General features: G+C 66.0%; 22 protein-coding genes. 15 read left to right on the top strand and 7 right to left on the bottom strand.

Annotated elements, in window-relative coordinates; translation table 11 throughout:
• The first annotated feature begins 257 nt into the window (after nucleotides 1–257).
• The gene (locus ACIP21_RS28445) at nucleotides 258–2,699 is read left to right on the top strand and encodes a penicillin acylase family protein (protein WP_400694904.1); all 2,442 of its coding nucleotides are present in this window, start codon (nucleotides 258–260) and stop codon (nucleotides 2,697–2,699) included.
• Between the two features lie 49 nt (nucleotides 2,700–2,748).
• Here the strand turns inward: ACIP21_RS28445 and ACIP21_RS28440 are convergent, their stop codons facing one another.
• Both ACIP21_RS28440 and ACIP21_RS28435 read right to left on the bottom strand, forming a co-directional pair.
• Complete coding sequence (locus tag ACIP21_RS28440; protein WP_400694902.1) at nucleotides 2,749–3,174, bottom strand: type II toxin-antitoxin system HicB family antitoxin; 426 nt, start codon at nucleotides 3,172–3,174, stop codon at nucleotides 2,749–2,751.
• A gap of 18 nt (nucleotides 3,175–3,192) precedes the next feature.
• On the bottom strand, nucleotides 3,193–3,378 hold the full coding sequence (locus ACIP21_RS28435) for a type II toxin-antitoxin system HicA family toxin (protein WP_400694900.1): 186 nt from the start codon (nucleotides 3,376–3,378) through the stop codon (nucleotides 3,193–3,195).
• Between the two features lie 201 nt (nucleotides 3,379–3,579).
• On the opposite strand from ACIP21_RS28435, the gene ACIP21_RS28430 reads away from it, so the two are divergent.
• The 5 genes from ACIP21_RS28430 (at nucleotide 3,580) to pdeM (ending at nucleotide 10,657) form a co-directional block, all read left to right on the top strand.
• Nucleotides 3,580–4,596: a ligase-associated DNA damage response exonuclease gene (locus ACIP21_RS28430; protein ID WP_400694898.1), complete on the top strand. Its 1,017-nt coding sequence runs from the start codon at nucleotides 3,580–3,582 to the stop codon at nucleotides 4,594–4,596.
• Nucleotides 4,593–6,245, top strand: a complete 1,653-nt coding sequence (locus tag ACIP21_RS28425) for an ATP-dependent DNA ligase (RefSeq protein WP_400694896.1) — start codon at nucleotides 4,593–4,595, stop codon at nucleotides 6,243–6,245. Before ACIP21_RS28430 ends, ACIP21_RS28425 begins: the two co-directional genes overlap by 4 nt.
• 117 nt (nucleotides 6,246–6,362) lie before the next feature.
• Nucleotides 6,363–7,478, top strand: a complete 1,116-nt coding sequence (locus ACIP21_RS28420) for a succinylglutamate desuccinylase/aspartoacylase family protein (protein WP_400694894.1) — start codon at nucleotides 6,363–6,365, stop codon at nucleotides 7,476–7,478.
• 69 nt (nucleotides 7,479–7,547) lie between these two features.
• Nucleotides 7,548–10,001, top strand: coding sequence for a ligase-associated DNA damage response DEXH box helicase (locus ACIP21_RS28415; RefSeq protein WP_400694892.1), 2,454 nt, complete (start codon nucleotides 7,548–7,550; stop codon nucleotides 9,999–10,001).
• Nucleotides 9,998–10,657 (top strand): ligase-associated DNA damage response endonuclease PdeM, encoded by a 660-nt coding sequence (gene pdeM, locus ACIP21_RS28410; protein WP_400694890.1) that lies wholly within the window; start codon nucleotides 9,998–10,000, stop codon nucleotides 10,655–10,657. Before ACIP21_RS28415 ends, pdeM begins: the two co-directional genes overlap by 4 nt.
• Here the strand turns inward: pdeM and ACIP21_RS28405 are convergent, their stop codons facing one another.
• Nucleotides 10,658–10,885, bottom strand: a complete 228-nt coding sequence (locus tag ACIP21_RS28405) for a hypothetical protein (RefSeq protein WP_400694888.1) — start codon at nucleotides 10,883–10,885, stop codon at nucleotides 10,658–10,660.
• 97 nt (nucleotides 10,886–10,982) lie between these two features.
• Nucleotides 10,983–11,549, bottom strand: coding sequence for a dCTP deaminase (dcd, locus tag ACIP21_RS28400; protein WP_003258001.1), 567 nt, complete (start codon nucleotides 11,547–11,549; stop codon nucleotides 10,983–10,985).
• Between the two features lie 327 nt (nucleotides 11,550–11,876).
• On the opposite strand from dcd, the gene ACIP21_RS28395 reads away from it, so the two are divergent.
• Nucleotides 11,877–12,086, top strand: a complete 210-nt coding sequence (locus ACIP21_RS28395; RefSeq protein WP_016488765.1) for a cold-shock protein — start codon at nucleotides 11,877–11,879, stop codon at nucleotides 12,084–12,086.
• Between the two features lie 182 nt (nucleotides 12,087–12,268).
• Here the strand turns inward: ACIP21_RS28395 and apbC are convergent, their stop codons facing one another.
• Nucleotides 12,269–13,363 (bottom strand): iron-sulfur cluster carrier protein ApbC, encoded by a 1,095-nt coding sequence (apbC, locus tag ACIP21_RS28390; protein WP_400694885.1) that lies wholly within the window; start codon nucleotides 13,361–13,363, stop codon nucleotides 12,269–12,271.
• Between the two features lie 156 nt (nucleotides 13,364–13,519).
• Here apbC and metG point away from each other — a divergent pair, with 156 nt between their 5' ends.
• The 7 genes from metG (at nucleotide 13,520) to ACIP21_RS28355 (ending at nucleotide 19,271) form a co-directional block, all read left to right on the top strand.
• Nucleotides 13,520–15,562 carry a methionine--tRNA ligase gene (metG, locus tag ACIP21_RS28385; protein WP_400694883.1) on the top strand — a complete coding sequence of 681 codons (2,043 nt, stop codon included), beginning with the start codon at nucleotides 13,520–13,522 and terminating at the stop codon, nucleotides 15,560–15,562.
• A gap of 90 nt (nucleotides 15,563–15,652) precedes the next feature.
• A complete protein-coding gene (locus ACIP21_RS28380) occupies nucleotides 15,653–16,201 on the top strand; it encodes an Rnf-Nqr domain containing protein (protein WP_400694881.1) in 549 nt (182 codons plus the stop codon).
• Nucleotides 16,202–16,255: 54 nt separating this feature from the next.
• Nucleotides 16,256–17,230, top strand: coding sequence for an RnfABCDGE type electron transport complex subunit D (locus ACIP21_RS28375; RefSeq protein ID WP_400694879.1), 975 nt, complete (start codon nucleotides 16,256–16,258; stop codon nucleotides 17,228–17,230).
• Nucleotides 17,227–17,826, top strand: coding sequence for an RnfABCDGE type electron transport complex subunit G (locus tag ACIP21_RS28370; protein ID WP_400694877.1), 600 nt, complete (start codon nucleotides 17,227–17,229; stop codon nucleotides 17,824–17,826). Before ACIP21_RS28375 ends, ACIP21_RS28370 begins: the two co-directional genes overlap by 4 nt.
• On the top strand, nucleotides 17,823–18,347 hold the full coding sequence (locus tag ACIP21_RS28365; RefSeq protein ID WP_400694875.1) for an Rnf-Nqr domain containing protein: 525 nt from the start codon (nucleotides 17,823–17,825) through the stop codon (nucleotides 18,345–18,347). Before ACIP21_RS28370 ends, ACIP21_RS28365 begins: the two co-directional genes overlap by 4 nt.
• 4 nt (nucleotides 18,348–18,351) lie before the next feature.
• Nucleotides 18,352–18,990 (top strand): endonuclease III, encoded by a 639-nt coding sequence (gene nth, locus ACIP21_RS28360; protein ID WP_400694873.1) that lies wholly within the window; start codon nucleotides 18,352–18,354, stop codon nucleotides 18,988–18,990.
• 104 nt (nucleotides 18,991–19,094) lie between these two features.
• Entirely contained in the window at nucleotides 19,095–19,271 is a 177-nt protein-coding gene (locus ACIP21_RS28355) for a PA3496 family putative envelope integrity protein (RefSeq protein WP_400694871.1), read from the top strand.
• Between the two features lie 47 nt (nucleotides 19,272–19,318).
• Here the strand turns inward: ACIP21_RS28355 and ACIP21_RS28350 are convergent, their stop codons facing one another.
• Nucleotides 19,319–19,945, bottom strand: a complete 627-nt coding sequence (locus ACIP21_RS28350) for a response regulator (RefSeq protein WP_400694869.1) — start codon at nucleotides 19,943–19,945, stop codon at nucleotides 19,319–19,321.
• 332 nt (nucleotides 19,946–20,277) lie between these two features.
• On the opposite strand from ACIP21_RS28350, the gene ACIP21_RS28345 reads away from it, so the two are divergent.
• The gene (locus ACIP21_RS28345; protein ID WP_400694867.1) at nucleotides 20,278–20,718 is read left to right on the top strand and encodes a hypothetical protein; all 441 of its coding nucleotides are present in this window, start codon (nucleotides 20,278–20,280) and stop codon (nucleotides 20,716–20,718) included.
• Between the two features lie 68 nt (nucleotides 20,719–20,786).
• Here the strand turns inward: ACIP21_RS28345 and ACIP21_RS28340 are convergent, their stop codons facing one another.
• Nucleotides 20,787–22,004 (bottom strand): argininosuccinate synthase, encoded by a 1,218-nt coding sequence (locus ACIP21_RS28340; protein WP_400694865.1) that lies wholly within the window; start codon nucleotides 22,002–22,004, stop codon nucleotides 20,787–20,789.
• Nucleotides 22,005–22,404 lie beyond the last annotated feature (400 nt).

The raw sequence follows: 22,404 nt of genomic DNA, 5'->3' as shown, positions 1-22,404 counted from the left end.
GGGGCGGCATCAATGCCCACCTCGAGATCCAGTCATGCCAACAAGGCTGACAACCATGGCCTCACAGACATGGCCACGTTGCAACAAATGTGGGAGCGGGTTCACCCGCGAAGCGCCGCGCGGGCGGCGCTCGATCTGCCAGGCGCCAGAGAGCCCAAGGCATGCACCCGCGCTCAATCTCAAAGGCGCCGAAAACATTTCGGCATGCTACCTTTACCGCCTTCCAACCCCCGCCACGCCCCGCAGGAGCCCTCGTCATGGCCGCCCCCGTCCTTCCCCCCTTCCGCCCGCGGTTCGCCCCCACTGCCACGCTGCTCGGCATGCTCGGGCTCGCCGGTTGCCAGATGGGCGGCTACCAGGACAGCGTGCCACCGACCAGCGGCGTTCAGCCGCTCAAGGGCCTGGCGCAGAACGTCTCGATCCGGCGCAACGCCATGGGCGCGCCGCTGATCGAAAGCAGCAGCTTCCATGACGCGCTGTTCAGCCTCGGCTACGTGCACGCCGGTGATCGCATCGAGCAGATGCTCGCCATGCGCCTGCTGGCCCAGGGCCGCCTGGCGGAACTGGCCGGCAGCGACGCGCTGGACATCGACCGCCTGATGCGCGCCGCCAATCTCAAGCAGAGCGCCGCCCAGCAGTACGCCGATGCATCGCCTCGGCTCAAGCGCTTCTTCGAGGTGTATGCCCGCGGGGTCAACGCCTACCTGTTCCGCTACCGCGACAAGCTGCCGGCCAACCTGGCCAGCAGCGGCTACCGCCCGGAATACTGGAAGCCCGAAGACTCGGCGCTGATCTTCAGCCTGTACGCCTTCAGCCAGTCGGTGAACCTGCAAGAGGAGATCAGCGCCCTGACCCTGGCGCAGCAGGTCGGCAGCGACAAGCTGGCCTGGCTGTTGCCCGGTGCACCGGACGAGCCGCTGGCCGAAGCCGAAGCCGAGAAACTCAAGGGCCTGAACCTGAGCAGCCAGCTGCCGGGCCTGGCCGCCCTGGCCGCCGCCAGCCAGAAGCTCGCCGACCTTGACCTGCTCGGCAGCCCCGGCTCGGCCAACCTGGCCCTGGGCCCGCAACGCAGCCGCAGCGGCAAGAGCCTGCTGGCCAGCGACAGCCGCGCCGCCTGGGCCCTGAGCCCGGTGCAGCTGCACACCGGCAAGTACCAGGTCGCCGGCCTGTCGCTGCCGGGCCTGCCCATCGTGCTGGCCGGCTACAACGGCAAGCTGGCCTGGAGCAGCAGTGCGGTGATGGCCGACAACCAGGACCTGTACCTGGAACAGCTGCGCCACAGCGGCAGCCAGGTCAGCTACCTCGCAGACGGCAAGTGGCTGCCGGCCCGTGCCCGCAGCGAAACCTTCTTCGTCCGCGGCCAGCGCCCGCTGCGCGAAGTGATGTACGACACCCGCCATGGCACCTTGCTGCCGCAAGCGGGCAATGCCAGCCTGGGCCTGGCCCTCAACCTGCCGCAGCTCAAGGGCGACCGCAGCCTGGATGCGCTGTTCGACCTGACCCGCGCGGCGAACATCGAGCGGGCCTTCGACAACACCCGCGAGATCGGCGCCGCCGCCCTCAACTTCGTGTTCGCCGACCCCGAACACATCGGCTGGCAGGTCAGCGGCCGCTACCCGAATCGCCGCGAAGGCCAGGGCCTGCTGCCGTCGCCGGGCTGGGACGGGCGCTATGACTGGGATGGCTTCGCCGATGCGATGCTGCACCCCTACGACCAGGATCCGCCCGCCGGCTGGATCGGCCACGCCAACCAGCGCAGCCTGCCGCGCGGCTACGGCATGCAGCTGTCCAACACCTGGTACTACCCCGAGCGCGCCGAGCGGATGGGCCAGCTGGCCGCCAACGGCCGCCACGACAGCCGCAGCCTGATGGCCCTGCAGAACGACCAGGTGACCCTGCTGGCCGGCAAGCTCAAGCAGATGTTCGACGCGCCGGGCATGGCCCAGCCGCTCAAGCAGGCGATCGATGCCCTGCCTGCCGCCGAGCGCGACAAGGCCCGCGATGCCCTGGCCCGGCTCAAGGCCTTCGATGGCCGCCTGAGCCCGGTGTCGGCGGATGGCGCCTTGTACGAGCTGTTCCTCCAGGCATTTGCCAGGCAGACCTTCCTCGACGACCTCGGCCCTGAATCCAGCCCCGCCTGGCAGGCCTTCGTCAGCAACGCCCGGCTGTCGTATTCGGCCCAGGCCGACCACCTGCTCGGCCGCGAGGACAGCCCGTTCTGGGATGACCGCAACACCGCGCAGAAGGAAGACAAGCCGACCATCCTCGCCCGCAGCCTGGCGGCCGCGGTGGATGCCGGCACCGCGCAACTGGGCAGCGACCGCCGTGCCTGGCAGTGGGGCAAGCTGCACCAGTACCGCTGGCCGGCCCCGGCCTACCATGGCCTGGGCGATGCGCTGAGCCATGCGCCGATGGCCGCCGGCGGCGACTTCACCACCCTGGCCCTGACCCCCTATGCCTGGGGCAGCGACTTCGACACCCGCCTGCCGGCCTCGGCGCGGATGATCGTCGACTTCGGCCAGGCCGAACCGTTGCAGGTGCTGACCAGCAGCGGCCAGTCCGGCAACCCGGCCAGCGGGCACCACAGCGATGGGCTGGATGCCTGGTTCAAGGGGCAGTTCATGAGCTTGCCGCTGCAGCCGCAGAACTTCGGGCGGGCGTATGGGAGCCAGCGCTTGACCTTGGTGCCGGGCAAGTAGGCAGGAAGGTCGGAAGCCGCCACGACTGGCGGCTTTTCGAGCAGGAGCGCTAGGCAGTCACGACAGCAAGTTCGATGCGCTGGCCGAGAACATGCAATGCATGCTCAACCTGCTCGATCTTCGAACGATGCAACAAGTCCACAAGGCGATCAACCTGTGGGCGATTGACACCCAATCGCCGCGCCATCTCGGTTTTACTCACCTTCTGCTCGATCATGGTATTCCACAGCGCGGCTTTTGCCGCAGTCAGCGCAGGCAAACGCACGACAGCTTGATCCGGCCGCGCCATGGCAGGTTTCGGAATGGCGATCTTCTGGTCCACATAGAACGAAAGCGCTGACTCCATGGCATCGACTGCATCGAATAATGCCTCGTCCTCGGTATCGCCAGCACTCGACATTTCGGGCACGTCCGGGCAACTGATCCAGACGCTGCCCTCTTCTCGATGAATGATTACCGGGTAATCGAAGATCATGTAGTGCTCTCCCCTCCTTCAAGACTCAAACAGGCCCAGATCCTTGAGGATCTTTTTTCTGAGCCCTTCACCCATCTCTTTGGCGCCATGATCAGGGAAAATCGTCTGACGATTGCCAAGGTAGACCTTGAAATGGCTCCCCTTGGCTGGAACGAACGTAGCACCTTGGGCACGCAGCCATCGGCGAAATTCACTGTACTTCATACGGGCCTATTCAATTTGCAGCACACGCACGCAAGGCGCAACATTTTTGTTGCACACCATCAACGACGTCCGTAGTTAACCGCGAAACGCTCTTCCTGATATCCGAATGCCGGGTAGTCCATTTCTCCCAATCAAACTGCCCGAACTTCCTCTCCCCCGTACCGCTCCTAGTAATGACCCCGGCAACTTTGTGCGCCCCCCATGGACCTCGTCATCGCCCGCCCCGAAGGCCTCTACTGCCCGCCCGGTGACTTCTACATAGACCCCTGGCGCCCGGTCGAACGTGCCGTGATCACCCATGGCCACGGCGACCATGCCCGCAGCGGCAACCGCCATTACCTCACCGCCGCCCCCGGCGCCGGCATCCTGCGCAGCCGGCTGGGGCAGGACATCGACCTGCTGGCCCTGCCCTACGGCCAACGCATCGAGCACCATGGCGTCAGCCTGAGCCTGCACCCGGCCGGCCATGTGCTCGGTTCGGCGCAGGTGCGCCTGGAGCACCAGGGCGAAGTCTGGGTCGCCTCGGGCGATTACAAGGTCGAGCCGGATGCCACCTGCGCCGCGTTCGAGCCGGTGCGCTGCCACACCTTCATCACCGAATCGACCTTCGGCCTGCCGATCTACCGCTGGCCCAGCCAGGCTGAAGTGTTCGCCGGGATCAACGCCTGGTGGCAGGCGAACGCCGCGCAAGGCAAGGCCAGCGTGCTGTTCTGCTATGCCTTCGGCAAGGCCCAGCGCATCCTCCATGGCCTGGACCCCGGCATCGGGCCGATCCTGGTGCACGGCGCGGTCGAACCCCTGAACCGGGTCTATCGCGAGGCCGGTGTGCAACTGCCGCCCACGCGCTACGCCGGCGACATCCCGCGCAACGACCCGCTGCTGCGCCAGGCGCTGGTGCTGGCACCGCCGTCCGCCGCCGGCAGCAGCTGGATGCGCCGCTTCGGCGACTACAGCGACGCCTTCGCCAGCGGCTGGATGCTGCTGCGCGGCACCCGCCGGCGGCGCGGGGTGGACCGGGGTTTCGTACTCTCGGACCACGCCGACTGGCCAGGCCTGCTGTGGGCCATCGGCCAGACCGGCGCCGAGCGGGTGATGGTCACCCACGGCTCGGTCAACGTGTTGGTGCGCTACCTTGGCGAACAAGGCCTGGACGCCCGCGCGTTCGTCACCGAATACGGCGACGAGGATGACACGCCGGCCACGGAACCCGAGGCATGAAAGCCTTCGCCGCGCTGTACCTGCGCCTGGACGCCACCACCTCCAGCAACGCCAAGCTCGACGCCCTGCGCGACTACTTCGCCAGCGCCCCGGCCGATGACGCGGCCTGGGCCGTGTACTTCCTGGCCGGCGGGCGCCCCCGGCAACTGGTGCCGACCCGCGTGCTGCGCGAGCTGGCCATGGCGCTGGCCGGGCTGCCCGACTGGCTGTTCGAGGAAAGCTACCAGGCCGTGGGCGACCTGGCCGAAACCATCTCCCTGCTGCTGCCGGAAAGCCCCCAGGCCAGCGACGAGGGTCTGGCCCACTGGGTCGAGGTGCATCTGCTGCCCTTGCGCGGCCTGCCGCCGGAGCATATCCAGCAGCGCCTGCCGCCGCTGTGGGCGCAACTGGACCGCCCCAGCCTGATGCTGTGCCTGAAACTGATCACCGGCAGCTTCCGTGTCGGCGTGTCCAAACTGCTGGTCACCCGCGCCCTGGCGCAACTGGCCGGGCTGGACGCCAAGCGCGTGGCCCAGCGCCTGGTCGGCTACACCGACATCGGTCACCGCCCGACGGCGGCCAGCTATCTCAAGCTGATTGCCGAGGAATCGGCGGATGAGCATCGCCAGCGCGGCGGCCAGCCTTACCCCTTCTTCCTGGCCCACGCGCTGCAGGCGCCGAGCGAACAGTTCGACAACCTGCTCGGGCCGCCCAGTGCCTGGCAGATCGAATGGAAGTGGGACGGCATCCGCGCCCAGGTGGTCAAGCGCGACGGCCAGTTGTGGGTATGGTCGCGGGGCGAGGAGCTGGTCACCGAGCGCTTTCCCGAACTGCACGGCCTGGCCGAGCATTTGCCGGACGGCACGGTGATCGACGGCGAGATTCTGGTCTGGAAAGCCGACGCCGACGGCCCGTCCGTGCAACCGTTCGCCGTGCTGCAGCAGCGTATCGGGCGCAAGACGCTGGGCAAGAAGCTGCTGGCCGATGCCCCGGTGGTGCTGCAGGCCTATGACCTGCTCGAGTGGCACGGCGAGGACTGGCGCAACCGCCCGCAACATGAACGTCGCCGGCAGTTGCAAGGCCTGGTCGAGGACCATCCGCTGGCCCCGCTGCTGCTTTCGCCGCTGCTCGAAGGCCGCGACTGGCAAGACCTCGCCCGGCAGCGCGAACAATCGCGCAGCCTGGGCGTGGAGGGGCTGATGCTCAAGCAGCGCGATGCCCTGTACGGCGTGGGCCGGACCAAGGACATGGGCCTGTGGTGGAAGTGGAAGATCGACCCGTTCAGCGTCGATGCGGTGCTGGTCTATGCCCAGCGCGGCCATGGCCGCCGCGCCAGCCTTTACAGCGACTACACCTTTGCCGTGTGGAATGCGCCGCCGGGCACGCCAGAGCGTGCACTGGTGCCCTTCGCCAAGGCTTATTCCGGGCTCAGCGACGAGGAAATGCGCAAGGTCGATGCGATCATCCGCAAGACCACGGTGGAAACCTTCGGGCCGGTGCGCAGCGTGATGCCGACCCTGGTGTTCGAGCTGGGGTTCGAGGGGATTGCCCTGTCGAAACGGCACAAGAGCGGGATTGCCGTGCGCTTCCCGCGGATGTTGCGCTGGCGCCTGGACAAGCCGGTGGACGAGGCGGATGACCTGACGACGTTGCAGGCACTGTTGGTCTGAAAGACCGTGTCGACTGCCTTCGCGGGCAAGCCCGCTCCCACAGAAGCCAGCGCGAAGTCGAAAATTATGCTTCTATCTCTGGTCGCAGACCGTATTCGCCACGCAGCCAGGACCACCATGCACCATTCGACCCACGACCTGCTCTCGCCCGTACCGGGCATCTCCCGCCAGTTGCACAGCTTCCACTTCGGCCCGCGCGGTGGCGCCAAGGTGTACATCCAGGCCTCGCTGCACGCCGACGAACTGCCCGGCATGCTGGTGGCCTGGCACCTCAAGCGGCGTCTGGCCGAACTCGAGCAGCAAGGGCGCTTGCTGCGCGAAATCATCCTGGTGCCAGTGGCCAACCCGGTCGGCCTGGAGCAGGTGATGCTCGACGCGCCACTGGGCCGCTTCGAGCTGCAGAGCGGGGAAAACTTCAACCGCAACTTCGTCGACCTGTCCGACAGCATTGGCGACCTGATCGAGGGCCACCTGACCCAGGACCCGGCCCACAACCTGGCCTTGATCCGCGAGTACCTGCGCCGTGGCCTGGACGCCCATCCGGCACGCACGCCGCTGCAGTCCCAGCGCCTGGCCCTGCAGCGGCTGGCCTGCGACGCCGACCTGGTGCTCGACCTGCACTGCGATTTCGAGGCCGTCGAACACCTCTACACCACGCCGGAAGCCTGGCCACAGGTAGAGCCGCTGGCCCGCTACCTGGGCGCTCAGGCCAGCCTGCTGGCCACCGATTCCGGCGGGCAGTCGTTCGACGAATGCTTCAGCCTGGTCTGGTGGCAGCTGCAACAACGCTTCGGCAAGCGCTTCCCGATCCCCCTGGGCAGCGTGGCGGTGACCGTCGAACTGCGTGGCCAGGCCGACGTCAGCCATGAACTGGCGGGCAAGGATTGCCAGGCGATCCTCGACTACCTGACCCATGCCGGCGTCATCGACGGCACGCCGCCCGCCCTGCCGGCACTGCCCAGAGAGGCAACGCCGCTGGCAGCCGTGGAACCGATCTACGCGCCGCTGGGCGGCCTGCTGGTGTACCACGCCCGCCCAGGCCAGCACCTGGAGGCCGGCCAGTTGATCGCCGAAGTCATCGACCCGCTCAACGACCGCGTCACCGCCGTGCGCAACAGCCAGCCCGGCCTGCTCTACGCCCGCAACGTGCGGCGCATGGCCACGGCCGGCATGGTCATCGCCCATGTCGCCGGCGAACAGGTGTGCCGCAGCGGTTACCTGCTGGCCAACTGATCAGGGTAAAACCAATGCGCCGGGCGCGTGGTCTGTAGAAGCACAGCCTCTGCAGGACCACCACCGCGCATGCCCAGCTCCCCCGACCTTGCCAATGCCTGGTTCGCCGCCCGCGGCTGGAAGCCCTTCGCCTTCCAGCGCCAGGTATGGGCGGCGGTCGGGCGCGGCGAATCGGGGCTGCTGCATGCCAGCACCGGCGCGGGCAAGACCTACGCCGTGTGGCTCGCCGCCCTGCGCGCGTTCACCAGACAATCTCATGGCGGGCGCCAGCCAGCGCCGTTGCAGGTGCTGTGGATCACCCCCATGCGCGCGCTGGCGGCCGATACCGCCCGCGCCCTGCAGGCGCCGCTCGATGAGCTGGGCCTGAACTGGAGCATCGGCGTGCGCAGCGGCGACACCGGCAGCGCCGAACGCGCCCGCCAGGCCCGACGCCTGCCCAGCGCACTGATCACCACCCCGGAAAGCCTGACCCTGCTGCTGACCCGGGCCCAGGCCGCCGAGGACTTCGCCAACCTGCGCCTGGTGGTGGTGGACGAATGGCACGAACTGCTCGGCAACAAGCGCGGCGTGCAACTGCAACTGGCCCTGGCACGCCTGCGGCGCTGGCATCCCGGCCTGGTCACCTGGGGCCTTTCGGCCACCCTCGGCAACCTGCCGCACGCCCTCGAGGTGCTGCTGCCGCAAGGTGGCCAGCTGGTCAAAGGCCGCCAGGACAAGCAACTGCTGGTCGATACCCTGCTGCCCGACACCCTCGAGCGCTTTCCCTGGGCCGGTCACATGGGCATGAAGATGCTCGAACAGGTCGCCCGGGAGCTCGACGCCAGCACCAGCAGCCTGGTCTTCACCAACACCCGTGCCCAGGCCGAACTCTGGTACCAGGCCCTGCTCGACGCCCGCCCGGAGTGGGCCGGGCAAATCGCCCTGCACCATGCCTCGCTGGCCCGGGCGACCCGCGACTGGGTCGAGCAGAGCCTCAAGCAGGGCACCTTGAAAGCGGTGGTGTGCACCTCCAGCCTGGACCTGGGCGTGGACTTCCTGCCGGTGGAGCGGGTGCTGCAGATCGGCTCGGCGAAAGGCATCGCCCGGCTGATGCAGCGCGCCGGACGCTCCGGGCACGCGCCAGGGCGGCGTTCGCGGATCACCTTGGTGCCTACCCACAGCCTGGAGCTGGTGGAAGCGGCCGCCGCGCGCGCCGCCCTGGCCGCTGGCCACATCGAGGCGCGCCGCTCGCCGCGCCTGTGCATGGACGTGCTGGTCCAGCACCTGGTCAGCATGGCCCTGGGCAGTGGCTTTCGCCCCCATGAACTGCTCGAGGAAGTACGCGCCACCTGGGCCTTCCACGACCTGCGCGACAGCCAGTGGCAGTGGGCTCTGGACTTCGTCAACCATGGCGGCAACTCGCTCAGCGCCTACCCCGACTACCAGCGGGTCGAAGGCCATGCCGATGGGGTCTGGCGGGTGACCAGCGAGCGCCTGGCGCGGCGTCACCGGATGGGCATCGGCACCATCGTCAGCGATGCCAGCCTGCAGCTCAAGTACTGGAGCAAGGGCGGCGGCGGCAAGCACCTGGGCAGCGTCGAGGAGGCCTTCATCGCCCGCCTGCGCCCCGGCGACACCCTGGTGTTCGCCGGGCGCATCCTGGAGCTGGTACGGGTCGAGGGCATGACCGCCTACGTCCGCCGCAGCACGGCACGCAAGGCCGCCCTGGCGCGCTGGAACGGTGGGCGGATGCCCCTGTCGGGCGAGCTGGCCGACGCCCTGGTCGAACAGCTTGACGCGGCGGCCCATGGCCACTTCGACGGGCCGGAAATGCAGGCAATACGCCCGTTGCTGGCGCTGCAGGCACAGTGGTCAGCCTTGCCCACCACTGCCACGCTGCTGGCCGAAACCCTCGCCACGCGCCAGGGCTCGCACCTGTTCCTCTACCCATTCGCCGGGCGCATGGCCAATCTCGGCCTGGCCAACCTGATCGCCTGGCGGGTCAGCCGCAGCCAGCCGCTGTCGGTGTCGATCGCGGTCAGCGACTATGGTTTCGAGCTGCTCAGCCCGAGCGAGGTGGACTGGGCAGGATGCCTGCCGGACGCGCTGTCCGCCGACAACTTGCTGGATGATGTGCTGGCCAGCCTGAATGCCGGCGAAATGGCCCTGCGGCGCTTTCGCGAGATCGCCCAGATTGCCGGGCTGGTGTTCGGCGGCTACCCGGCCGCGCAAAAGAGCACGCGGCAGATCCAGGCCTCCAGCGGCTTGTTCTTCGAGGTGTTCCGCAAGCACGATGCCGGCAACCTGCTGCTCGGCCAGGCGCGCGATGAAGTGCTCGGCGAGGAACTGGAGATCGAACGCCTGCAACGGCAGTTGCTGAAGATGCAGGGCTTGCGGCTGGACCTGCAGGTGCTCCGGCGCCCCGGCCCGCTGGCGTTCGCCTTGCTGGTGGAGGGCATGCGCGAGACCCTGAGCACCGAGAAGCTGGCCGACCGCATCGCGCGCATGGTCGCCGACCTGGAAAAAGCGGCGAGCCGCCCATGAACGGCTACCTGCCCATCGAGCATTGCGGTGAAACGCTCTGGCTGCTGCCGGACCGCGCCCTCTACTGGCCCGCCCGCCGCACCCTGCTGGTGGCCGACGTGCACATCGGCAAGGCCGCCAGCTACCGGGCCCTGCACCAACCGGTGCCACGCGGCACCACCGAGGTGACCCTGGCGCGCCTGGATGCCTTGCTGGCGGCCCTCGCCTGTGAACGCCTGATCATCCTGGGCGACTTCCTGCATGCCCGCAACGCGCTCACGCCCGCTACGCTGGCCAGGCTGCATGCCTGGAAGCTGCGCCATCCGACGCTGGACGTGATGCTGGTGCGCGGCAATCATGACCGCCACGCGGGCGACCCACCCGCCGAACTGGGCATCACGGTGTACGATGAACCGCTGCTGCTGGCCCCGTTCGCCCTACAGCACGAACCCACGCCACACCCTGATCACCCGGTCCTGGCCGGGCACGTGCATCCGGTTTTCCTGCTGCGTGGGCGGGCGCGCCAGCGCCTGCGGCTGCCCTGCTTCATGCTCGACACTCAGGTCAGCCTGCTGCCGGCCTTCGGTGAATTCACCGGCGGCTGGCGCATTGCCCCTGACGCGAACAGCCGTGTGTTCCTGTGCGGGGGCGATCGCGTCTGGGCGCTGGCCGAGTGATCAGGCCACCGGCGCAGGCGGCGCTTCGTCGGGCAGGGTCGGCTCGCCCGGCTCCATGGGCGGGTGTTCACCGGGCTCGGCGGGTTGCGGGGTGTCGGGATCGGGCTGGTGCGGCACACCGCCGGCCTGCAGGGGCAGCGGGTGGGCCAGCAACGACCAGGGCAGCATGCCGACCTGGTTGGGCTGCAGCACAGCCAGCTTGGCGCTGATGGCGGGATGAAGTTTCATGGGCAGCTCCTGACGGGGGCCGATGGGCCAGATGCACATCGGCACGGTTACCCCGTTGGAGTGCCAGAGGCGCAGGGAATTCCCCGCGCTTGTCGGCTCAGGTGCGTGGCAGGGTGACGCCGCGCTGGCCCTGGTACTTGCCGCCACGGTCCTTGTAGGACACTTCGCATTCCTCATCGGACTGCAGGAACAGCATCTGCGCCACGCCTTCGTTGGCGTAGATCTTCGCCGGCAGCGTGGTGGTGTTGGAGAACTCCAGGGTCACGTGGCCTTCCCACTCCGGCTCGAGCGGGGTGACGTTGACGATGATGCCGCAACGGGCGTAGGTGCTCTTGCCCAGGCAGATGGTCAGCACGTCACGCGGAATGCGGAAATATTCGACGGTGCGGGCCAGAGCGAAGGAGTTCGGCGGGATGATGCAGACGTCGCTCTTGATGTCGACGAAGCTGCCGGCGTCGAAGTTCTTGGGGTCGACGGTGGCCGAGTTGATGTTGGTGAACACCTTGAATTCGTCGGCGCAGCGCACGTCGTAGCCGTAGCTGGAAACGCCGAAGGAGATGACACGGCTGTCCTGCTCGCCGCGCACCTGGCGCTCGACGAACGGTTCGATCATGCCGTGTTCCTGCGCCATGCGGCGAATCCACTTGTCCGATTTGATGCTCATGGCGGGGTGTCCTGAAGAGTTGCGGGGGGAAAATCCGGACGCGTATCTTACCGGTCCCGACGCCCGGGTTAAAGTTCCGTGCCGCATCCCGCGCCCGACGGGGCCTCTGGCGGCCGCCGATCCGAATTTGCGTAAAGCGGCTACAGACCATTGGCAGCTCGTGGAAAGTGGGGTAAGGTGGCGCCACTGTGCTGCACGTGACACCGAGAATCTCTAGTTTGATGCACGATCCTGATCGGCCCATCGCTGAATTTTCTGCTCTCTTTGCGCTCAGTCCCGGCCAGGGTTTTTCCTGACCGTTATCAAATTGTCCAAGGAGACAGAAAAATGTCCAACCGTCAATCCGGTACCGTTAAGTGGTTCAACGATGAGAAAGGCTACGGCTTCATCACCCCTCAGTCGGGCGATGACCTGTTCGTGCACTTCAAAGCCATCCAAGCTGACGGCTTCAAAACCCTGAAAGAAGGCCAGGCTGTTACTTTCGTCGCTACCCGCGGCCAGAAAGGCATGCAGGCTGAAGAAGTTCAAATCGCCTAAGTCGATTTAGCTTCCTAGCTTTCAAAAAAAACCCGCCTTCTGGCGGGTTTTTTTATGCCTGATCGAAACACCGAGTCGCCTGCTTCGCGGGTAAACCCGCTCCCACAGGGACGGCGCAATACTTGAAGGCTGCGCTGTACCTGTGGGAGCGGGTTTACCCGCGAAGCAGGCCCACGCTGTCTTCAGTCTTCACTGATGGTGATGCTCGGCATCGCCGGCGCCGCCGCTTCCTGCAGCACGATCCGCGCGCCCACCTGGCGCGCCAGCTCCTGGTAGACCATGGCGATCTGGCTTTGCGGCTCGGCGATCGCCGTCGGCTTGCCGCTGTCGGCTTGCTCGCGGATCAGCATCGACAACGGCAGCGATGCCAGCAGCTCGACGCCGTACTGCGCCGCCAGCTTCTCGCCACCGCCTTCGCCGAACAGGTGCTCGGCATGGCCACAGTTCGAGCAGATGTGCACGGCCATGTTCTCCACCACGCCCAGCACCGGGATGTTGACCTTGCGGAACATCTCCACGCCCTTCTTGGCATCGAGCAGGGCCAGGTCCTGCGGGGTGGTGACGATCACCGAGCCGGCCACCGGCACCTTCTGCGCCAGGGTCAGCTGGATGTCGCCGGTGCCCGGCGGCATGTCGATCACCAGGTAGTCGAGGTCGTCCCAGGCGGTCTGGGTGACCAGTTGCAGCAAGGCGCCGGAAACCATCGGACCACGCCAGACCATCGGCGTGTTGTCATCGGTGAGGAACGCCATGGACATCACCTCGACGCCATGGGCCTTGATCGGCACGAACCATTTCTGCTCGCGGATCTGCGGTCGGGTGCCCTCGGCGATGCCGAACATCACGCCCTGGCTCGGACCATAGATGTCGGCATCGAGAATGCCCACCCGCGCACCTTCGCGGGCCAGCGCCAGGGCCAGGTTGGCGGCGGTGGTCGACTTGCCGACCCCGCCCTTGCCCGAGGCCACGGCGACGATGTTCTTGACGTTGGCCATGGCCGGCACCTGGGCCTGGGCCTTGTGCGCGGCGACCACACAGTCGATCGAGACCTGGGCCGCGCTGACGCCATCGAGGTTCTCGAGCGCGGTCTGCAGCACCTGGGCCCAGCCGTTCTTGAACAGACCGGCGGCATACCCCAGCTGCAACTGCACGCTGACCTGGCCACCCTGGATATCGATGGCGCGCACGCACCCGGCGCTGACCGGGTCCAGGTTCAGGTAAGGGTCGTTGTACTGGCGAAGCACGCCTTCGACGGCGGCGCGGGTAACGGCACTCATGGACACTCCCATTGGCAAACTGAATGCGAAACAGGCGCCTATCCTAACCCGTCAATCGTCAGCAGATGCGCGCTTGGGGTGAAATATATTCGCCGGCCCTTTATAGTGGCCGATCACCCTCATTTTTACCCGAGCCAGATAAGTAGCCGAGCCACCATGTCCGAGCCACGTCAGATTCTCGTCACCAGCGCCCTGCCCTATGCCAACGGTTCCATTCACCTTGGCCATATGCTGGAGTACATCCAGACGGACATGTGGGTGCGCTTCCAGAAGCTGCGCGGCAACCAGTGCATCTACGTCTGCGCCGACGACGCCCACGGCTCGGCCATCATGCTGCGCGCCGAAAAGGAAGGCATCACCCCGGAGCAGCTGATCGCCAATGTCCAGGCCGAGCACAGCAGCGACTTCGCCGACTTCCTGGTGGACTTCGACAACTTCCACTCGACCCACAGCGACGAGAACCGTGAGCTGTCGAGCCTGATCTACGGCCGCCTGCGTGACGCCGGGCACATTGCCACCCGCTCGGTAACCCAGTACTTCGACCCGGAAAAGGGCATGTTCCTGGCCGACCGCTTCATCAAGGGCACCTGCCCGAAATGCGCGGCCGAGGACCAGTACGGCGACAACTGCGAAAAATGCGGCGCGACCTACGCCCCGACCGAACTGAAGAACCCCAAGTCGGCGATCTCCGGCGCCACGCCGGTGCTGCGCGACTCCCAGCACTTCTTCTTCAAGCTGCCGGACTTCCAGGCCATGCTGCAGCAGTGGACCCGCAGCGGCACGCTGCAGGACGCCGTGGCCAACAAGCTCGCCGAATGGCTGGATTCCGGCCTGCAGGAATGGGACATCTCGCGTGACGCGCCGTACTTCGGCTTCGAGATCCCGGGCGAGCCGGGCAAGTACTTCTACGTCTGGCTGGATGCGCCGATCGGTTACATGGCCAGCTTCAAGAACCTCTGCGCACGCCGCCCGGAGCTGGACTTCGACGCCTTCTGGAACGAAGGCTCCCAGGCCGAGCTGTACCACTTCATCGGCAAGGACATCGTCAACTTCCACGCCCTGTTCTGGCCAGCCATGCTCGAAGGCGCAGGTTTCCGCAAGCCGACCGCGGTCAACGTGCACGGCTACCTGACCGTCAACGGCGCGAAGATGTCGAAATCCCGCGGCACCTTCATCAAGGCCCGCACCTACCTCGACCACCTGCAGCCGGAATACCTGCGCTACTACTACGCCGCCAAGCTCGGCCGTGGCGTCGACGACCTCGACCTGAACCTCGAGGACTTCGTGCAGAAGGTCAACTCCGACCTGGTCGGCAAGGTGGTCAACATCGCCAGCCGTTGCGCCGGCTTCATCCACAAGGGCAACGCTGGCGTGATGGTGGCCGGCGATGCCGCGCCAGAGCTGACCGAAGCCTTCCTGGCCGCCGCCCCGTCGATCGCCGACGCCTATGAAGGCCGCGATTTCGGCCGCGCCATGCGCGAAATCATGGCCCTGGCCGACCGCGCCAACGCCTGGATCGCCGACAAGGCACCGTGGTCGCTGGCCAAGCAGGAAGGCAAGCAGGACGAAGTCCAGGCCATCTGCGCCCAGGGCGTCAACCTGTTCCGCCAGTTGGTGATCTTCCTCAAGCCGGTGCTGCCGCTGCTGGCCGCCGACGCCGAAGCGTTCCTCAACGTCGCCCCGCTGACCTGGAACGACCACCAGTCGCGCCTGGAAAACCACCAGCTGAACCCGTTCAAGGCACTGATGAGCCGCATCGAACCGGCCAAGGTCGAGGCCATGGTCGCCGCCAGCAAGGAAGACCTGCTGGCCGCCGAAGCCCAGCAGGCCCCGGCTGGCAACGGCGAGCTGGGCAAGGACCCGCTGTCGGCGGAAATCGAGTTCGACACCTTCGCCGCGGTCGACCTGCGCGTGGCGCTGATCGTCAAGGCCGAGGCGGTGCCGGGTGCCGACAAGCTGCTGCAACTGACCCTGGACATCGGTGACGAGCGCCGCAACGTGTTCTCCGGCATCAAGTCGGCGTACCCGGACCCATCCCAGCTCGAAGGTCGCCTGACCATGATGGTGGCCAACCTCAAGCCACGGAAGATGCGCTTCGGCATCTCCGAGGGCATGGTCATGGCAGCCGGCCCTGGCGGTGAAGAAATCTACCTGCTCAGCCCGGACAGCGGCGCCAAGCCAGGCCAGCGCATCAAGTGACCCCCAAGCCCCGGCCTCAGCGCCGGGGCTTTTTCATTCCCTCGCTGCATAGCCGGACACGCACCGCGATTCCCGGCTATCGTCATCTGCATGAACGACTACGTCCTGATCCTGGTCAGCGCCGCAGTGGTCGGCCAGCTGCTCATGCAACGGCAGCCAGCAGGCCGACCGCACCTGCACGTGTGCGGCCTGGCCTGCGCCTTGTCGATAACCCTGGGCATCGGCGGCGGGCAGTTGCTCGAACGCCTGCTGGTGGCGCCCGCTGCCTGGCAGGACCTGCGGCTGTTCCTGCTGTTGCCCTGGCTGGCATCGCTCGGCTGGGGCGTGCCGCGGGCCCTCGCCAGACTGCGCCCGCACTGGCCGCAACCGGCCCACGTCACGCTGCTGCCCTGCAACGTGGTGACGCTGGGCGTGGCCCTGCAGGTCATGGATGAGCGAAGCGCTTGGCTGGCCACCTGTGGCTGGGCCCTCCTTTGCGGGCTGGGCTATTGGCTGGCCCTGGCGTTGTTCGACGACCTCCTGCAACGCTGCGAGCAAGCCGAGCTGCCTGCGCCCTTGCGCGGCCTGCCCATCGCCCTGATCAGCGCCGGCGTCATGACCCTGGCGTTCTCCGGGTTCAAGGGTTTGTTCACACAATGAACCGCACGCACCGTTTCGACCTCCGGCACCCGCAACCCCAGGGCGAGAACGCTCGTGTGCAGCCCTGACCCTCGGCTGCGCACGGCCATGGGCCTGGTCCTGCTGGCCTGTGTGCCAGGCCTGCTGGCGGCCTTCTGGGTGCAGGGCTGGGGCCTGTTGTTCAACCTGCTGCTGTGCGCGGCCGGCGCGCTGGGCTGTGAGGCGGCGACGCTGGTGCTGCGCGGCCAGCCTGTGGCGGCGACCCTGAACGATGGCAGCGCGCTGGTGACCGCTGTACTGCTGGCCGTCGCCCTGCCCGGCCTGGCCCCCTGGTGGTTGCCGGCGACGGCTGCCGCCATTGCCATTGCACTGGGCAAGCAGGCCTTTGGCGGTGTCGGCCGCAACCTGTTCAACCCGGCCATGGTCGGCTATGCCTTCGTCCTGCTGAGCTTCCCACTGCAGATGAACCATTGGCCTGACCAGGCCCCCGGCTTCATCGACAGCCTGCACCGGGTGCTGGGAAGTAGCAGCGAGCAGATCGACGCCTGGGCCAGCCCGACCGTACTCGATGGCCTGCGCCACAACCGCAGCCTGACCATCGACGAGCTGTACGCCAGCCACCCCGGGTTTGGCAATCTCGGTGGCCGTGGCGGCGAGTGGGTCAACCTGGCCTTTCTGGCCGGCGGCGCATTCCTGCTGCAACGCAAGGTGTACAGCTGGCATGCGCCGGTCGGTTTGCTGGCCGGCCTTGCGCTGTTCAGCCTGCTGGCCTGGAACGGTTCCGGTTCGGACTCCCATGGCTCGCCGCTGCTGCACCTGTTCTCCGGCTCGACCATGCTGGCGGCCTTTTTCATCGCCACCGAACCGGTATCCGGCCCCAGGACCGCCTTGGCCAGGCTGCTGTTCGGCGTTGGCGTCGGCCTGCTGATCTACCTGATCCGCACCTGGGGCAGCTATCCGGACGGCACCGCGTTCGCCATCCTGCTGATGAACCTTGCCGCACCGGCCCTGGATCGCTTCGCCTCGCGCCGTCAGCAGGCCGCGCCATGAAGCCCAGCGTGCGCGGCATCGCGCTGCTACTGCTGGTGGGCACCCTGGCGCTGGCGCTGACGTTGGCCTGCCAGCACTGGACCCGGGACGACATCATCAACGCCGAACAGCAGTTGCGGGCCCAGCAGTTCCTCGCGGTGCTGGCCGCGCAGCGCTACGACAACCAGCCGCTGGACACGCCGCTGGCGCTGCCCGATGAACAGCCGCCGCGCAGCCGGATCGTCGCGGCCTACCGCGCAACCCTGGGCGCGACACCCACCGCCATCGTGCTGGTAAGCCAGGTGCAAGGCTACGCCGCACCGATCCGCCTGAGCGTCGCCATCGCCGCCGACGGGCGACTGATCGGCACCCAGGTCATCGAGCAGCAGGAAAGCCCTGGCCTCGGCGGGCGCCTGGGCGATCCGCAGGCAAACTGGCTGGGGCAATTCGCCGGCCGTAGCCTGAATGATCGCTGGGCGATCAAGCGTGACCAGGGGGACTTCGATCAACTGGCCGGCGCAACGGTCACTTCGCGCGCGGTGATCGAAGCGCAGCAGGATGCCCTGAGCTACTTCGACCAGCACCGCGCGGCCCTGCTTGGCGTTGCTGCGCCATGACCAGGCATTGCTTGCTGGCCGTCAGCCTGGCACCGCTGCTGGGCGCCACCGCCACCCTCGCCCAGGCCGCCGCCATCGGCCTCGCCATGCTGGTGCTGGGTATCGCCCACCAGGCGTTGCTGGTTCCCCTGCGCAGGCGACTCGACGGCGCACTGTACGCCGTGGCAAGCCTGCTGCTGCTGGCGGCCCTGGCCAGCTGCCTGCAACTGGCGCTGCGGGCATGGGCGCTGCCACTGGCCTTGTCTCTGGGGTACTATCCGGCGTTGCTCTGCCTGCAGTGCCTGGCGTTCGACGCGCTGTTGCCGAACCAGGAGCGCTGGCGCCAGCTGCTGGTGCAACTGGGCGGCCTGGTGCTGGTCTGCGTGCTGCTCGGCGCCGCCCGCCAAGGGTTGGCCGATGGCCTGGGCCTGGAGGTGGCCCGCCAGCCAGCCGGTGCACTGATACTGCTCGGCGTGCTGCTGGCCTTGTACAATTACCTGCATCCGGGCACTGCCCCCTCACGCCGTCAAGGAACGCGCTGACCCCATGAATGCCGCCAAACGCCTGGAGATCTTTCGCAGGCTGCACGAAGACAATCCCGAACCCAAGACGGAACTGGCCTATACCACCCCGTTCGAGCTGCTGGTTGCCGTCACCCTGTCCGCCCAGTCCACCGATGTCGGCGTCAACAAGGCCACCGCCCGTCTGTTCCCGGTCGCCAATACCCCTCAGGCGATCCATGCCCTCGGGGTCGCCGGGCTGAGCGAATACATCAAGACCATCGGCCTTTACAACAGCAAGGCCAAAAACGTGATCGAAGCCTGCCGTCTGCTGATCGAGCGGCACGGCGGCGAAGTGCCACAAACCCGCGAAGCGCTCGAAGCCTTGCCTGGGGTTGGCCGAAAGACCGCCAACGTGGTGCTCAACACGGCCTTCCGCCAACCGGCCATGGCCGTGGATACGCATATCTTTCGGGTCAGCAACCGCACCGGCATTGCGCCCGGCAAGACCGTGCTCGAGGTGGAAAAGAAGCTGCTCAAATTTGTACCCAGGGATTACCTGCTCGATGCCCATCACTGGCTGATCCTGCATGGGCGCTACGTGTGCCAGGCCCGCAAGCCACGCTGCGGCAGTTGCCGCATCGAAGACTTGTGCGAGTACAAGCAGAAGACTGGCGACGATTGAGGCAATAGCAAAAGGAGGCATATCGCGATTGAAAAAATCTTTTTTACCGGACTTCGCTTTCCCGTTATAAGGACGGCCAATGGCCCTTTGGCTTGGAGCGACTCATGAGTACCGATAAAGACGAGCTGTCGATCGAAGATGACTTTGCCACCGCTGAAGATGACGCGGAGCCCCAGGTGGAGACCGCAAAGACCAACCTGAGCAAACGCCGCACCATCGACAACCTCCTCGAAGAACGTCGCCTGCAGCGGCAACTGGCCGATTTCGACTACGACCTGTAGCCCTGACGAAAGCCTCCCTTGCGGAGGCTTTTGCGCACTTGGCGTGGTCAGTTGAGGCCATGCCGCCGGGCCAGCTCGATCAGGTCCACCAACGAGTGGGCATTGAGTTTGAGCAGCAGGCGCGTCTTGTAGGTGCTGACCGTCTTGTTGCTGAGGAACATGCTGTCAGCGATTTCCTTGTTGGAACGCCCCCTTGCCAACTGCTGCAGCACCATCATTTCCCGTGCCGACAAGCGTTCCACCATCTCCGTTTCGGTGGCGCCCCCTACCCGCCCGCGCGACTTGTGCAGGGCCTGGTTGGGGAAGTAGCTGTAACCCGACAACACGGCCTTGATGGCGCTGAGCAACTCGGTCAACTCCTGCTGCTTGCACACGTAACCCGAGGCACCCGCCTGCATGCAGCGCATCGAGAAGTGCCCGGGCGCCTGGGAGGTCAGCACCAGAACCCGGCTGCCCGGACTGGCCGTGGCCATGCGGGCGATCACCTCCAGGCCATCGAGCTTGGGAATGCCGATGTCCAGCACGACGATGTCGGGCAGGTGCTCCCGGGTGAGTTGCAAGGCGGTCACGCCATTGTCGGTTTCGGCGACCACATCGTAGCCGTGCCGCTCCATCAGCATGCGCACTGCCAGGCGTATGACCGGATGGTCATCCACGATAAGGACTTTATTCATGCGATATCCATTCATTATTCTGCTTTGACGACGCGTCACCTTAACCGAGCCGGGCGCTTGATGGCGTGTGGATTTCCCCGGCAGATAGCTGAATAGACGTGACTTACGACCGATTAAGAACTCTCCTACAACGTTACTTTTACGCCATTAATGCCCAGAGGCTCATGACCCAGGGCAACGAACCGGCGTTACCGACGCAACCGACCGATTGAACGCCGATCATGGAGACACCGACGTTCGCCAAGGGGCGCGAGCTTCCTCGCCAGGAAACACAGCACTGTTCGGTCACGCCATGAAAACGGGTATAGGTAGGGAAACCGCAGGAGATCACCATGCCCGAACGCAACGCCGTTGGCCCGCTGACAATCATCGCGATTTTTGCCGGCATCATCGAGGCATCGGCATTGGCGGCATTGCCTTTTCTCGGCGAGCAAAGCCAGACCCTCTACACATGGTTCCTGGTGTGCTTCCCGTTCTTCCTGACCGCGCTGTTCTTCCTGACGCTGAACTTCAATGCCAAGTCGTTCTACCAGCCGGAGACGTGCGAAGGGGACGCGAGCACACCGGACATGCCTGCCATCAAGTCGACCGATCCGGTCACCGTGATGCTATCGGGGCCTGACGCCCAGAAACTGCTGGAACAGCAACTGCTCCAGGCCGTCGCGCAAACGCCGGAGACAGAGCGCAGGTGGTGCTTCTGCAATGTTGAAATGCGCCAGTGCATCCACCTTTCGATTGCCCCGATGCCAGGCACCTGGGCCCATGTGCACTGAGCCCACGGGCTTGCGCAGGGCAAAAAAAACCCCGGCCTGAGCCGGGGTCTGCGTTGCCTGCGGAGGGCTTAGAGCATTCCGCGGCCTTTGTTCGCGGCGATGCGCATGCGCAGTGCGTTGAGCTTGATGAAGCCAGCGGCATCAGCCTGGTTGTAGGCGCCGCCATCTTCTTCGAAGGTGGCGATGTTGGCATCGAACAGCGAATCGTCCGACTTGCGACCCACCACGATGACATTGCCCTTGTACAGCTTCAGGCGGACCACGCCGTTCACGTTGACCTGCGAAGCGTCGATCATCTTCTGCAGCATCAGACGCTCCGGGCTCCACCAGTAGCCGGTGTAGATCAGGCTGGCGTACTTCGGCATCAGCTCGTCTTTCAGGTGAGCGACTTCGCGGTCCAGGGTGATCGACTCGATGGCGCGGTGAGCCTTGAGCATGATGGTGCCGCCCGGGGTCTCGTAGCAGCCACGCGACTTCATGCCGACGTAACGGTTCTCGACGATGTCCAGACGGCCGATGCCGTTGGCGCCGCCGATGCGGTTGAGTTCGGCCAGCACGGTGGCCGGGGTCATGTCGACGCCGTCGATGGCGACGATGTCACCGTTGCGGTAGGTCAGCTCGAGGTAGGTGGCCTGGTCCGGGGCGTTCTCAGGCGAGACGCTCCAGCGCCACATGTCTTCTTCGTGCTCGGTCCAGGTATCTTCCAGGACACCGCCTTCGTAGGAGATGTGCAGCAGGTTGGCGTCCATCGAGTACGGCGACTTCTTCTTGCCGTGGCGCTCGATCGGGATGCCGTGCTTTTCGGCGTAGTCCATCAGCTTCTCGCGGGACAGCAGGTCCCACTCGCGCCATGGGGCGATGACCTTGACGCCTGGCTTGAGCGCGTAGGCACCCAGCTCGAAACGCACCTGGTCGTTGCCTTTGCCGGTAGCACCATGGGAGATGGCGTCGGCGCCGGTCTCGTTGGCGATCTCGATCAGGCGCTTGGCGATCAGCGGACGGGCGATGGAGGTACCCAGCAGGTACTCGCCTTCGTAGACGGTGTTGGCGCGGAACATCGGGAAGACGAAATCACGCACGAATTCTTCGCGCAGGTCGTCGATGTAGATCTCTTTGACGCCCATTGCCTGGGCTTTGGCGCGAGCCGGCTCGACTTCTTCGCCCTGACCCAGGTCAGCGGTGAAGGTCACCACTTCGCAGTCATAGGTATCCTGCAGCCACTTGAGAATCACCGAAGTATCAAGGCCGCCGGAATACGCCAGTACGACCTTTTTTACGTCCGCCATGCCATCACTCCACGGGGTTGTACGGAAAGGGATCGATTCTACCGGCGTTGCGGGGAAAATTACAGTGGGGCGACAGCTTCTGACGACAAAGCGACAGAAATTGTCGAGGTCGCGACTTAGTGTTCAGCACTGGATTTTCGCCGCCTGTGAGATCGAGCGCCGCCCGCGCGGCGCTTCGCGGGCAAGCCCGCTCCCACATTTGTTGCAACGTGACCATGTCTGTGAGGCCATGGTTGTCAGCCTTGTTGGTATGCCTAGATATCGAAGTGGGCATTGATGCCGCCCCACATGGCTCAAGACTTGCGCCAAGGCAGGCGACCATGGCCTGACAGGTTCGGCACGTTGCAACAAATGTGGGAGCGGGTTCACCCGCGAAGCGCCGCGCGGGCGGCGCTCGATC

Source organism: Pseudomonas sp. NPDC089401 (genome assembly GCF_044749485.1).
Lineage (GTDB): Bacteria > Pseudomonadota > Gammaproteobacteria > Pseudomonadales > Pseudomonadaceae > Aquipseudomonas.
This window is presented reverse-complemented; position numbering and strand designations above follow the sequence as displayed.

Bases quoted from the DNA above. Each gene is read 5' to 3' on its own strand.
- ACIP21_RS28445 (WP_400694904.1), top strand. From the start codon at position 258: ATGGCCGCCCCCGTCCTTCCCCCCTTCCGCCCGCGGTTCGCCCCCACT.
- ACIP21_RS28440 (WP_400694902.1), bottom strand. From the start codon at position 3,174: ATGATCTTCGATTACCCGGTAATCATTCATCGAGAAGAGGGCAGCGTC.
- ACIP21_RS28435 (WP_400694900.1), bottom strand. From the start codon at position 3,378: ATGAAGTACAGTGAATTTCGCCGATGGCTGCGTGCCCAAGGTGCTACG.
- ACIP21_RS28430 (WP_400694898.1), top strand. From the start codon at position 3,580: ATGGACCTCGTCATCGCCCGCCCCGAAGGCCTCTACTGCCCGCCCGGT.
- ACIP21_RS28425 (WP_400694896.1), top strand. From the start codon at position 4,593: ATGAAAGCCTTCGCCGCGCTGTACCTGCGCCTGGACGCCACCACCTCC.
- ACIP21_RS28420 (WP_400694894.1), top strand. From the start codon at position 6,363: ATGCACCATTCGACCCACGACCTGCTCTCGCCCGTACCGGGCATCTCC.
- ACIP21_RS28415 (WP_400694892.1), top strand. From the start codon at position 7,548: ATGCCCAGCTCCCCCGACCTTGCCAATGCCTGGTTCGCCGCCCGCGGC.
- pdeM (WP_400694890.1), top strand. From the start codon at position 9,998: ATGAACGGCTACCTGCCCATCGAGCATTGCGGTGAAACGCTCTGGCTG.
- ACIP21_RS28405 (WP_400694888.1), bottom strand. From the start codon at position 10,885: ATGAAACTTCATCCCGCCATCAGCGCCAAGCTGGCTGTGCTGCAGCCC.
- dcd (WP_003258001.1), bottom strand. From the start codon at position 11,549: ATGAGCATCAAATCGGACAAGTGGATTCGCCGCATGGCGCAGGAACAC.
- ACIP21_RS28395 (WP_016488765.1), top strand. From the start codon at position 11,877: ATGTCCAACCGTCAATCCGGTACCGTTAAGTGGTTCAACGATGAGAAA.
- apbC (WP_400694885.1), bottom strand. From the start codon at position 13,363: ATGAGTGCCGTTACCCGCGCCGCCGTCGAAGGCGTGCTTCGCCAGTAC.
- metG (WP_400694883.1), top strand. From the start codon at position 13,520: ATGTCCGAGCCACGTCAGATTCTCGTCACCAGCGCCCTGCCCTATGCC.
- ACIP21_RS28380 (WP_400694881.1), top strand. From the start codon at position 15,653: ATGAACGACTACGTCCTGATCCTGGTCAGCGCCGCAGTGGTCGGCCAG.
- ACIP21_RS28370 (WP_400694877.1), top strand. From the start codon at position 17,227: ATGAAGCCCAGCGTGCGCGGCATCGCGCTGCTACTGCTGGTGGGCACC.
- ACIP21_RS28365 (WP_400694875.1), top strand. From the start codon at position 17,823: ATGACCAGGCATTGCTTGCTGGCCGTCAGCCTGGCACCGCTGCTGGGC.
- nth (WP_400694873.1), top strand. From the start codon at position 18,352: ATGAATGCCGCCAAACGCCTGGAGATCTTTCGCAGGCTGCACGAAGAC.
- ACIP21_RS28355 (WP_400694871.1), top strand. From the start codon at position 19,095: ATGAGTACCGATAAAGACGAGCTGTCGATCGAAGATGACTTTGCCACC.
- ACIP21_RS28350 (WP_400694869.1), bottom strand. From the start codon at position 19,945: ATGAATAAAGTCCTTATCGTGGATGACCATCCGGTCATACGCCTGGCA.
- ACIP21_RS28345 (WP_400694867.1), top strand. From the start codon at position 20,278: ATGCCCGAACGCAACGCCGTTGGCCCGCTGACAATCATCGCGATTTTT.
- ACIP21_RS28340 (WP_400694865.1), bottom strand. From the start codon at position 22,004: ATGGCGGACGTAAAAAAGGTCGTACTGGCGTATTCCGGCGGCCTTGAT.